Raw genomic sequence first — 11,761 nt, forward strand, 5'->3', positions numbered from 1 at the left:
TCCAAGTTAAAGAATGAGGTATTCCTATATTCTGTGAAAATATACTGATGGAAGAAATCCGTGATTAATTGGACTTTTGAGTTATAACCTGCTCAATTTGCATAATAAAGGAATTCAAGGCTTGTTGCCAATCAGAATTGGCGTCCCAAGTAGAACCTAAGTAGGCATTGTTTGACCGAGTATCGCGTAGAAAAAACTTCACCAACTTACCTGATGGATTTGCTTTTCTTTCCTTAAAGGGCAAGAATTTATAAACGTTTGAGGCGTCAGCTTCCACAATGTGCAGCACATAATCTACTCTCGCTCTTCTTAAATCTACATCGGTTTTGCTGCTCAAATCAAATACCTGAAAGTGAATTGAATCTTTTGCCACCAAAGCGTTTAAACTGGCCATTCTGCTTTCCAAAACCGACTTCACTTTTTCCGGTTGGGTTATAGCTTCCACGTTCATAGTTTGTGGCCCAGGTTTATCCATAGGCGCGGTATTGATGGTAGGGATTGCAATTTTTTTACCTTCAAAACTTCTAGGCAGAGTTTCGTAAGCTTCGCGAAAACCAGAAACCGAAGGCTCAAAAAATTCTGAAACTGGGTTCACCAAAAAATTCTGCTTGGGAAAAGCGCCAGTTTTAAATCGAGTGCGCAATTCTTCAAAAACTGCATTAAGGTCGCTGGTTTGTCGCAGCCAAAAAACATCCCCTTTATTATAAAAAGTATCTTTTCCATTAAAAGGCCCCATGCCCAAAACAAAGTCGTTTTCTGGGTTAATTACCGAAAGGAAAATCAAATTTTTGATGTCGCGTTTCAGTAGATTTTCTGGAATCTGTTCTTGCATTCCTTCGACCGAACTAAAACTGTTTACATTGAAATAAGCCACAGCATCAATACCCTCTTCAGCAAAAAAGGCTTGGAGGCCATCCGCAATTTTGATTCGTTCATCGGGCTTAATGCCCTTCGGTACATCAATCAGTACCACCGATTTAGAACTTAATATACCTTCAGGAGGATCGAGTGCTTCATTCATATGAAGCCTTTTCAATAGGGTCTCTTTGCTGATCTGCCCTTTTAGGGGCTGAAAAGCAAGACACAGTATAACGAAGAAATAAAATTTTGTCAGCTTCAAAACTTACTTTTCAATTCACTAAGTTTAACATGAAAAGTACTGAATTATTGGAAATTCAATCAATAAAGTTTCGAAGCTAACCAATTAAATATGAAAAAGCATATCCTGTATTTCGCACTTATGATTTTGGGCCTTGGGCTTGGCCAAACAGCCATGGCTCAAGATGATCTGGATTCAGAGTTTATGTTAGAAGATCTGAGAAAACTTTCTCACGATGCTGCCGAAGGCCGAAGAACCGGAACTAACGGGGCAGAAGCTGCCAGAAGGTTTATTATTAAGCAGATGGAAGACATGAAAGTGAAGAAATTCAACAAGGACTATCGTCATCCTTTCACTTTTGTAAGCCGTGGCGATACTGTTCAGGGCGAAAATGTGATTGGATATATTAAAGGTAGCGAAGAATCTGCCTTCGTAATTACCGCGCATTACGATCACCTTGGTGTTCGCGATGGCGAAGTATTTAACGGAGCGGATGATAACGCTTCGGGAACTGCGGCTCTTATGGCCTTAATGGAATATTTCAAAAGCCATAAACCAAGGCATACTCTTATTTTTGCGGCTTTAGATGCTGAAGAAATGGGCCTGCAAGGTTCAAAGGCTTTTGTTGAAAACCCACCAATTCCGATTGAAAATATCATTCTGAATATCAATATGGATATGATCAGTATGAACGATAAAAACGAGCTTTATGTAGCGGGCACGCATCATTATCCGAAATTCAAATCGATTATTGAAAAAGTGGAGGTGCCACCTTTGAAATTGAGATTTGGCCACGATACGCCAGATCTTGGTCATGACGATTGGACTTTTTCTTCAGATCACGGCCCATTTCACCGAAAGGGTATTCCATTTCTTTATTTCGGGGTTGAAGATCACGAGCACTACCATAAAGCTACCGATGAATTTGAGCATGTAAATCAGAGCTTCTACATAAAGGCGGCCCACGCTGTGCTGTATTCAATTATGGAGCTCGATAGAGGATTAAATTAATATGATTAAACACTTAGTATCACAGATTTGGAAGCAGGAATTTCGTTCTCCGGTTTGGGCTAAAAGCTTACTGGCGAACATATTTTTAGGCTTTGCAGCATTTCTTTTGTCATCGTATGTGCTGATTCTTGGGGTGGCAGCTGACGGGTTGATGATGAAATATTTTCCCGAAAATGACCCTGTGGAAATTTTGAACGGGCTGGTTTTATATTACTTCCTTTTCGAATTTCTGATCAGGTTCTTTTTACAAAACGTGCCAGTGCTGCAAATTCAGCCTTACCTGCATTTGCCAATTCCCAAGGGAAAGATTATTCACTTTATGCTGCGCAAAAGCCAGTTGAGTGTTTTTAATATTCTGGCGATTTTCCTTTTTCTGCCCTTTTCTTTAATGCGATTGGTTGGTGAATTTGGAGCTCCAACAGCTTTGGCTTGGTTTGCATCTATTTTAGGACTTTCGTTTGTAAATCACTTTGCAACCATCTTCTTTAAAAAGAAGCTGAATGATATCCCAAACCTATTCATAGGTTTAATCGCCTTTTTCTCGATTTTGATTGGGCTCGATTATTTCGGAATCGTTTCTTTTTCTACAGTTTCTAGGTTCCTTTTCGATTCTATTTTAGCGCAACCGCTTTGGGCTATTGTTCCTATAGTTTTGGCGTTTGTGTTCTATAGGCTCAACTTTAATTACCTTTTCAATAACACTTATCCTGAAGAACTCGCTGTAAAAAAATCAGGAGAGAAAATTCAAGGTGACTTTTCGTTTTTGAAACGTTTTGGCCAAATCGGAGAGCTAATTGGCTTAGAACTGAAATTGATTTTAAGGCATAAAAGGCCCAAAAACACACTTTTCCTAAGCGGATTTCTTTTACTATACGGGCTTATATTTTACACGAACGACATCTATAGCAAAACACCATTTATCTTCGTTTTTGCAGGTATTTTCGTGACAGGAGCCTTTTTTATCAATCACGGTCAGTTTTTGCTGAGCTGGGAAAGCGGCTACTTCGATTTCGTGTTAACCCGTAAGGTCAACTTTAAACAGTATTTGGAAGCTAAGTATTGGATGTTCTTTGCCGGAGCAACCATCGCGTTCATTGCTTCTTTGGGCTATGGCTATTTCGGGTGGAAAATCATTTTCATCAACTTGGCGGCCTACCTCTTCAACGTGGGCATTAATATTTTCGCAGTAATGCGAATTGCCATGTATAGCCCCAAAAAGATTGATTTGAATCGTGGGGCAGCCTTTAATTATCAGGGCGTTGGGGCAGCGCAGTTCCTAATCATGATCCCTATTATGATTCTTCCTTATGTATTTTATGCGCCACTGGCCATTTTTGGTTACGAAAATCTGGGGATTGCCGCCATGGGCTTGTGCGGCTTAATTGGCATTTTGTTTAGAGAAAAAATGCTCAACGCACTTACTGCATTCTTTATTAAAAAACGACACAGCATTGCTGCCGGCTTTAGGGCACAATAAATTGATAAGCTATGATTCACGTAACATCACTTTCTAAAACATATAAAGGAGTAGAAGTTGTAAATATTCCTAAGCTGGAAATTCCTAAAGGGCAAAGCTTCGGTTTGGTAGGAAATAACGGTGCGGGGAAAACTACTTTTTTTCGAATGATTCTGGACTTGATAAGACCAACAACGGGCGAGGTAACCAGCAAGTACAAGGATGTGAGCAAAACCGAAGAATGGAAATACTACACAGGTTCATTTTTAGATGAATCTTTCCTTATCGATTACCTTACTCCTGACGAATACTTCGAATTTGTGGCTTCACTTCATGGTTATTCTGAAGGAGATTTGCAGGAATTTCTTTCCCAGTTCGATGATCTTTTTAACGATGAAATCCGAGGAAAGAAGAAATACATCCGTGATCTTTCTAAAGGAAATCAAAAGAAAGTGGGCATTGTGGCTGCTCTAATGGGCAACCCAGAAATCATTTTACTGGATGAGCCTTTCGCTAACTTGGATCCAACTACTCAAATCAGGTTGAAGGCCATTATGAAAAAGCTAAGCGAGGAGAAAGACCTTACTATGCTGATTTCTAGCCACGATTTAAATCACGTAACTGACGTTTGCGAACGTATTGTGATTTTAGAAAAAGGCGTAATCCAGAAGGATATTCAAACCAATGAAACAACCCTAAAAGATTTGGAAGAATACTTTACTGCTTAATTTTCTAGCTTAAAATGGAGTGCAGTATCGGTATAATAGATTTCAAGGCCTTGGCTATTGCCAGGGCTTACTTTTTTGGCTTCATCAAAATAATAAATGGCTTGCCCCCAATGTTCAAATTCTCCATCCGCTGCAGAGGAATATGTGTCGGTTGAGTCCATGTGCAAATGGAACCAGAACAATACGGCTTGTAAATTTCCAGCTTCATTTACTTTAATCTGAACGGTTTCCATTTCATTGGCAGCCTCTTCAATTTGATTGAAGTTATAGCTTCTTATTTTAAATGGTTCTGAAAGAAAATGGTGCTTTTCATGATTTATGAAAATCCGAGAATATTCCTCCACGGCCTTAAATTGCTGAAAAGCACTTAAATCGAAGCCAGAAATTTCTCTTATAGGATTCACTTTGTACTTGATAGGTACTTCAACAAATTGGCCGTATAAGGTAATGCCTAGCGGTAGCATAATGCCGTCTGGCTTTAATAATTCAGATTTGGCATGCCTTAAACTTGGCAGTACGCCTTCTCCTAAACCACCGCAGTCTAGTATTTCAGAAACAACAATGTCGAACTTTTCGGTGAAGTCCTCTCCTGCTTTTAGGTCGGTGGATTTTTTGTTCACTACCGAAATTTGATTTTCGAACCCGTTGGCTTTTACAATCTCTTTGGCTACGCCAGAAAGTTCTTTGTGCATTTCGCAAGCCAAAACATGTTTAGCGCCAGCTCTGACCGACATCATGGCCAATAAGCTTGAACCTGTTCCTATATCTAGTACAGTAGCTTCCGGCCTTTGAGCCAAAGCATTTTCAATGGCTTTTTGATAGGCATCATTCCGTGGGCTGTCTTGAAGCATATCAAAATGCCAACCCGGAATTTTATAAGAATTCAATTTTCTTAGGCTCTTAATAGCCATGGCGTGATCGGGCTGTTTTTCAAGAACCAATTTCAGATACTTTTCCGCTTCGGCCATTTGGTAGCGTTCTTGAAACATATTCGCCATTTCCATGAGCGCCTCAATGTCGTTTTCGTCAATACCTAGGGTATCTGTTGCAGAAACTTGTTGTGGTTCTGCTTCTGCCTGAGGAGGTTGAGTTTCCGTAATCTCTTTTTCGGCTTCGTTTGAAAGATAGCTTTTGTTGCCATTTTGATGAAGAAGCTCATTTAGCATTTGCTGAACTTGAGGTACATGTCCGTACTTTAAAGCATTGCGAAGTGCTTTTTCAGCCTTGGCCATATCGCCTCTATTCTTGTAGATTTCGAAAAGTGGCATGTTGGCTTGCGTTACCATGTCATCGGCTTCTAAGCATTTCAGAAATGCCTTTTCTGCCAATTCCCACTCTTGCTTTTCGTAGTAAACCGTGCCTAGATTATAATGAATTTCGGGTCTTTTAGGAAGCTTTTGTACTGCTGTTGTCATCAAAGCGATGGCTGAATCTATATTGCCCCTCACCTTTTCTACCGAGCCGATTGCAATTAAAGCTTCTTCGTTGTTGGGGTTAATCTTTAGCGCTTCTTTTAGGCTTCGGAACGACTCCTTGAATTTCTTTTGGGCGAAAAGAACGGTTCCGAGTAAGCTCAAAATCTGATCGGACTTTGGGAATTTCTGATGAAGCGCCTGAAGTTCCTTTTCTGCAGTTTCAAGGTCGCCTTGTTGATAATTTTGAATGGCTTGCATCAGCCTTTGCTGAGCTAAAAGTGCATCACTCATAGTGCTTTTTGTTCGGTAAGAATTTAAAAAAAATGAATTGTAACCTTTCGATTCTCAGTTTTCAATTTGAAAACCGAAAGGCTATTTGTAAAGCTTATTGCTTATAAATTACACCATCTTTCATTACAAAGCTTACTTTTCTTAAAGCGCCAACTTCTGAAAGAGGATTGCCATCTACAGCAATAATATCGGCCAAAAAGCCATTTTGAACTTGTCCTAAATTTTGAAGGTGAAATTGCTCGGCATTGCCCGAAGTAGCCGAAATAACAGCTTCTTTTAAAGGCATTCCGTAGGCTACCATCATTTCTAGTTCTCGCACATTATCGCCATGCGGAAAAACGCCCACATCGCCTCCAAAAACTATTTTTACGCCTGCTTCTAACGCGAGCTTAAAGCTCTCCTGCTTCTTTTGAATTCGTTCTGGCGTTGGGTCAATGCCCTTTTTCCAGCCGCTATATTGTGTAATGGCATCGCCAGCGGCAACCGTTGGGCAAAAAGCAACATTGTGAGCGGCCATGGATTTGAATATTTCCAAAGTTCCACTATCGCCATGTTCAATGGTTTCGACACCCGCTTCAATTGCCCTGCGCATTCCTTCTTCCGTAGAAGCATGCGCTACTACATAACGACCGCTAGATTTTGCGATTTCAACAATGGTTTTGAGTTCGGCTACGGTAAAAGTGGCTGCAGCTTCTTTGTTTGGCCCCCAGCGATAATCGGCATACACTTTTATAAGGTCGGCTCCATGGCCAATTTGGTCGCGGGTAACGCGAATAAGATCGTCAAATCCATCGGCTGTTTCTGCGCCAAGTGGCACTTGAACTCCTTCGTGAAAACCCTTTGGTCCGTAACTTCCTGTTGCTACAATTGCCTTGCCGGCTACCAAAAGTCGAGGGCCAGGAATAACGCCTTTTTCTACCGCTTCTTTCATACCAATGTCAGCATAGCCAGCCCCTTCGGAACCTAAATCGCGCATGGTTGTAATGCCCGCCATAAGCGATGCTTTTAAGTGATTCACCGCGCGGGCAGAACGTTCGGCAATGGATTCTTTTAAAACTTGGTCGTTCCAAGAAACCTCGTTGTATGGGTGAAGCAAAATATGCGAATGGCCTTCGATTAGGCCAGGCATCAAGGTTTTGCCTTTTAAAGTAATTTGTTGTTTGGCGCTGCCTTTGTAATTGGGGCCTGCGTAAAGAATGCGGTTTTCTTTGATGGCTACCACCCAGTTTTCGTGGATTTCTTTTCCATCAAAAACCATGGAGGGTTTAAGTAAATAATCGGCTTGAGCCTTAGCCCAAGAAATAGAAAGAATTAAGAATACTGCGCAGTAAGCAAGTTTTGATTTGATCATTTAGCAAAAATTTGACTTGGGTCTTTAAAGGATTTGAATTCAAGTGCATTGCCACTCGGATCTAAAAAGAACATTGTGGCCTGCTCACCCACTTCTCCCTTAAAGCGAATATAAGGCTCGATAACGAATTCAATGCCATAGGCTTCGAGTTTATCGGCCAGGGTATGCCATTGTTCCCATTCCAAAATTGCTCCGAAATGGCGTACAGGCACATTTTTTCCATCCACTTGATTGGCATGCGTTAAAGAAAGTTCTTCTGGTTTTACATGGGCGCTTAGCTGATGCCCAAAAAAGTTAAAGTCGATCCACTTATCGGTGCTTCTACCGATTTCGCAACCCAATAAATCGCCAAAAAAGGCGCGGGTCGATTCAATGTCCTTTACAGGAAATGCCAAATGAAAAGGAGTATCCATAGTACAATAGTTTAAAGCAAATTGAAGAAATATAAACAGCCTTGCAAGAGGAGATTAAATTCCGTCACTTAGTAATGGGGATTGGTCACTTTTATTTTTTGACAGCCAAGCACTTCGGTATTCTTGAGCATGAAACAGAAAGAATTAACACTTATCAAAATTGAGAATTGGGTTGTTCCTATTTTGACGATTTTCATTTTAATACCCGTTTTTGTTGGGCTTGTAAACTATTGGCCTAACACTGAGATAATAAACGCATCCATTTATAAGGTAAGTTCTACCCTTATTAGCGTTTCTCTATTTTTCCTTTTCAGAAGGTATTTTACAATTGACTTTTTTAAGAGTAAGAAGGTTGGGACATATGAATTGAGGCTAATCACTCAACTTATTCTAGTATACATTATACTGATAGTTGTTAGTAGCTATTTTTTGGAAACAAAAGATTCGGAATTGTGGAAAGTCTCATACAATAGTCCTTTTTGGTTAAATATTACCGATAATCCTTCTCCTCTTTTTATTCATTCAAGCTTAGCCTTATCTTATTTGACCAAGGTTAGTACATTAATCATACTTTACATTTGGGTTAGAAATTATTTCGTAATGCCTCCGTTTAACCTGGCTCTAAAGAGGCGTTTTAGTAATCAACGTCAAGAGTTGTTTTTTATAGGCTTGGTAGGTTGTGTTCTCGTTTTAATCCTCATTCTTCCTTCATCTATAAGGTTACAGCGCTTTGGTCCTGAACATTTTATTCCCCTTTTTTATCTTGGCTTTTCATTGACTTTCATGGCTTATCTAAGTACAATTTGGATATACCCTAAGAGTACTTGGTTTTCAGCATCTAAGAAGTGGATTTACTTAATAACAGCCACCTTGATTATTGCTTCTTCAACTCTTAATTCTATTTTCTTTTTTACTGATGAATTGGCACTCTCTTTCAAAATAGATTTGATTTTTTTCATACTCGCTATATTCGGGGCACTATTGATTGCGAGTCAAATAATAGCAATTCCTTACTATTTGGTAAGAAGGAAAGCCATTGCTAGAAACCGATCGCAAATGCTTCAGTGGGAGGCTAGTAAGTCAGAACTCTCCCTGCTTAAATCTCAGATCAATCCGCATTTTTTATTCAACTCGCTTAATACGGTTTATGGCTTGGCGCTAACGGAAGAAAGCCCAAAAACGGCTCATTCGGTTCAACAGCTAAGCGATATGATGCGGTTTATGCTACATGAAAATACGCAGGAGAAAATTCCATTGAGCAAGGAAATCGCTTACCTCAATAACTATATCGAATTGCAAAGTCTGCGGTTAGATAAGCGAGAAAATATCCGATTGGAAATTGATATTGATGAAGCTTGCGAAGGAGAAATTGCGCCTATGCTATTGATTCCTTTTGTGGAAAATGCTTTTAAACACGGCATTAGTTTACAAAATCCTTCTTGGATAAAGGTTAAGCTAAGTTGCTCTCAAAAAGAAGTACATTTAAATGTGCAGAATTCAGTTCATCTTAGAAATCACGATCCGGAAGCCGTAAAATCAGGTATTGGCCAAGAAAACGTGAGAAAGCGACTGGCTATTTTGTATCCTAAGCAGCATTTGTTTCAGATTTATGAGTTTGATGAAAACTACGAAGCTAACCTTAAAATTCAATTGAAATGATGCGAGCCATTGCAATAGATGATGAACCTTTGGCGCTTCAAATCTTGGAAAGGCACATTGAAAAAATTCCTTTTCTGGAATTGGCAGGAACTTACACCAACGCCTTTGAGGCTATTGCTGCCATTAATAGTCAAGCGATTGATGTTCTCTTCCTCGATGTGAAAATGCCCGACATTTCTGGCATTGAGTTTTTGAAGAGTTTGAGCAAGCCTCCTTTGGTGATTTTCACTACGGCTTATCAGGAATATGCGGTAGAAAGTTATGAATTCGAAACAGTGGATTACCTTTTGAAACCCATTGAATTTGGCCGATTGCTAAAGGCTGTAAATAAAGTGAGCGATAGGCTGCGGCAAACACATAACGAGTTTTTGTTTTTAAAATCTGGTTATGAATATGTTCGCTTAAACGTGGAGGAATTGAAGTTTGCGAAAGCTGAGGGCAATTATGTAAAGTTTGTGGCTGAAAAACAGACGGTGCTTTCCCGAATGACCATGCAAGAAGCCGAACAGAAATTGCTCGGCTTAGGCTTTGTTAAAACGCATCGTTCTTATTTGGTGAATAAAGCTTTTATCAGCAAGGTGGAGAAGCATCAGCTGAGCGTAGCCAATGAGCAAATTCCAATAACGGGTGCTTATTATCAAGAACTGATCGAAAAGCTTTAGTTCTGCAAAAGACTGGATTATGGAATCCAGTCGGCTTTTTTGAAGGCTTCTGGGCTAAACATTTTTTCCTTCAGCCTTGGCGTTTTAATGTTGCTGTAAACTTCTAAAATCTTCAGCCTATCCTTATTGAAAAACTCAACTCTAGTAGCTACCCAGCCACCGTCTACCTGTTGATAGTTTTCAAAATTCACGGTTTGAATTCTTCCTTCACCAAAATTCTGAACCACTTTGATAAAGAGCATTCTGTCTTTTTCAATCCAGAATTGGTTGCTGGTTTCGTCTCCTTCTTCAGCCCCAATTACGTAAATTTCTTTGCCCTCGTAAGTTTTTTCGTGGGCTTTGCTCAAATCAAAACCTAAGGCCTTTAGAGCACTTTCGGTTTTAATAACGGGCTGGTCGTAAACGGAAAAGCCGAGCAACAATAAAGGGTGAATCATTGGGCGCGAATTGGCAATTTCACCTTCCTGCATATAGTAAAGCGAGTTGCTTCTGAAAAGCATGCCATTGCCTTGATCCATGTCGTTGAATTTGATGCAGAGTTTATCGGGCATCAAAAGGGCTTCGTACCAAACATCATCGCTCACCACTTCTCCTTCATCATTGTAGCGAGTAGTTTGCTGTTCAAAACTCAAGGTTTTGTACCATTTTCCAGCGTAGCGATCATGCATTTTTTCCAATATATCCTTGCCATCACCCTCCCCATATTTAGGGAAGGCGAATAGCAATACTATCGGAATGATAAGTTTTTTCAACATTATTTAGTCTCTTCAAAAAGCTCCGTATAGGTAGCTTCTATAGTTCTTGATTGGTTGCCCTTCCATTCTGGGGCTCCGGGAATAATTTCGGTTTTGGCCAGTTCTTCCTTACTTTTTCCTGCCTCAATTCCCTTTTTTACATAAGCCAAAGATTTCTCCAGATAATTGCTGAAAGCCTTTAAATCATCTCTTGTTCCTTGGATTTTGTACCCTTCTCCAGAATGGCCATACACGAAAAGCGTATCGGCCGCAAATGTCTTATAAGTTTGTTCTAAAACCAACATCCAATTGGCAATATTGGCACCTGCCGATTTATCGATATATGGAGGTCTGCGATTGAAAAGTAAATCGCCCATATGAACCACATTAGCGTTTTCGAAGTGAACTACAGAATCTCCATCGGTGTGGCCAGGCCCAAAATAACGGAGCGTCATGGTTTCATTGCCTACCTTTTGGCTCCATTGCCCCGATTGGTAGGTAGTGTCTGGCAACAGAACGCTATTTAAATCCTTAGCAACCTTTTTTTGATTGGTTTTAGAATTTTCATGCGCTACCAATTGGTTAATCATGCCTTTAAAAGCAATATTTCCAGAAGTGTGATCGCCATGATGGTGCGTGTTGATCAGCAAATCGATGGGTTTTGACCAGTGTTTTTTGATTTCGGCAATCATGTGCTGGGCAGGAGCTTCAAACTGAGTATCCACAACCACCACGCCTTCGTCAGAAATCATCCACCCAATGGTTCCGCCCTGTTCGGTAAAAATCCCCACGTTATTTCTTAACGGACTGATTTGATAACTCTGAGGATTCAGTAAAAAATTGAGAAAAGAATAGCCTGTTGAGGCGCCAATTCCCACAGCCAAACTGCTGCTTTTAACAAAGGTGCGTCTGTTCATTTTAAGGTCAATAGTGTATTGAAGT

The 11,761-nt window shown here is 40.1% G+C and carries 11 protein-coding genes; 5 read left to right on the forward strand and 6 right to left on the reverse strand.

Annotated features, from left to right (window positions below; genetic code table 11):
• Nucleotides 1-64: 64 nt before the first annotated feature.
• The gene (locus tag ACXACJ_RS19705; RefSeq protein WP_475136141.1) at nucleotides 65-1,021 is read right to left on the reverse strand and encodes a hypothetical protein; all 957 of its coding nucleotides are present in this window, start codon (nucleotides 1,019-1,021) and stop codon (nucleotides 65-67) included.
• A 189-nt stretch (nucleotides 1,022-1,210) separates the two neighbouring features.
• Here ACXACJ_RS19705 and ACXACJ_RS19710 point away from each other — a divergent pair, with 189 nt between their 5' ends.
• The 3 genes from ACXACJ_RS19710 to ACXACJ_RS19720 are packed head-to-tail and all read left to right on the forward strand — an operon-like array spanning nucleotide 1,211 to nucleotide 4,294.
• Entirely contained in the window at nucleotides 1,211-2,110 is a 900-nt protein-coding gene (locus ACXACJ_RS19710; protein ID WP_475136142.1) for a M28 family peptidase, read from the forward strand.
• A gap of 1 nt (nucleotide 2,111) precedes the next feature.
• Nucleotides 2,112-3,587: a DUF5687 family protein gene (locus tag ACXACJ_RS19715; RefSeq protein ID WP_475136143.1), complete on the forward strand. Its 1,476-nt coding sequence runs from the start codon at nucleotides 2,112-2,114 to the stop codon at nucleotides 3,585-3,587.
• 11 nt (nucleotides 3,588-3,598) lie between these two features.
• On the forward strand, nucleotides 3,599-4,294 hold the full coding sequence (locus ACXACJ_RS19720; protein WP_475136144.1) for an ABC transporter ATP-binding protein: 696 nt from the start codon (nucleotides 3,599-3,601) through the stop codon (nucleotides 4,292-4,294).
• Here ACXACJ_RS19720 and ACXACJ_RS19725 read toward each other — a convergent pair.
• The 3 genes from ACXACJ_RS19725 to ACXACJ_RS19735 all read right to left on the reverse strand — a co-directional run bounded on the left by ACXACJ_RS19725 (nucleotide 4,291) and on the right by ACXACJ_RS19735 (nucleotide 7,764).
• Nucleotides 4,291-6,000, reverse strand: a complete 1,710-nt coding sequence (locus tag ACXACJ_RS19725) for a tetratricopeptide repeat protein (RefSeq protein ID WP_475136145.1) — start codon at nucleotides 5,998-6,000, stop codon at nucleotides 4,291-4,293. The two genes, ACXACJ_RS19720 and ACXACJ_RS19725, sit on opposite strands and share 4 nt — an antisense overlap.
• Nucleotides 6,001-6,094: 94 nt before the next feature.
• Nucleotides 6,095-7,351 carry a metal-dependent hydrolase family protein gene (locus ACXACJ_RS19730; protein ID WP_475136146.1) on the reverse strand — a complete coding sequence of 419 codons (1,257 nt, stop codon included), beginning with the start codon at nucleotides 7,349-7,351 and terminating at the stop codon, nucleotides 6,095-6,097.
• Complete coding sequence (locus ACXACJ_RS19735) at nucleotides 7,348-7,764, reverse strand: VOC family protein (protein WP_475136147.1); 417 nt, start codon at nucleotides 7,762-7,764, stop codon at nucleotides 7,348-7,350. The genes ACXACJ_RS19730 and ACXACJ_RS19735 overlap by 4 nt, the downstream gene beginning before the upstream one ends.
• Nucleotides 7,765-8,547: 783 nt before the next feature.
• Here ACXACJ_RS19735 and ACXACJ_RS19740 point away from each other — a divergent pair.
• Both ACXACJ_RS19740 and ACXACJ_RS19745 read left to right on the forward strand, forming a co-directional pair.
• Nucleotides 8,548-9,423, forward strand: a complete 876-nt coding sequence (locus tag ACXACJ_RS19740) for a sensor histidine kinase (RefSeq protein WP_475136148.1) — start codon at nucleotides 8,548-8,550, stop codon at nucleotides 9,421-9,423.
• Nucleotides 9,420-10,085, forward strand: coding sequence for a LytR/AlgR family response regulator transcription factor (locus ACXACJ_RS19745; protein ID WP_475136149.1), 666 nt, complete (start codon nucleotides 9,420-9,422; stop codon nucleotides 10,083-10,085). Before ACXACJ_RS19740 ends, ACXACJ_RS19745 begins: the two co-directional genes overlap by 4 nt.
• Nucleotides 10,086-10,102: 17 nt before the next feature.
• Here ACXACJ_RS19745 and ACXACJ_RS19750 read toward each other — a convergent pair whose 3' ends face one another.
• On the reverse strand, nucleotides 10,103-10,840 hold the full coding sequence (locus ACXACJ_RS19750; protein ID WP_475136150.1) for a hypothetical protein: 738 nt from the start codon (nucleotides 10,838-10,840) through the stop codon (nucleotides 10,103-10,105).
• Nucleotides 10,840-11,736 (reverse strand): MBL fold metallo-hydrolase, encoded by an 897-nt coding sequence (locus tag ACXACJ_RS19755; RefSeq protein WP_475136151.1) that lies wholly within the window; start codon nucleotides 11,734-11,736, stop codon nucleotides 10,840-10,842. The genes ACXACJ_RS19750 and ACXACJ_RS19755 overlap by 1 nt, the downstream gene beginning before the upstream one ends.
• Between the last annotated feature and the right edge of the window lie 25 nt (nucleotides 11,737-11,761).

It is taken from the genome of Roseivirga sp. AWQ4_251, from assembly GCF_056158225.1.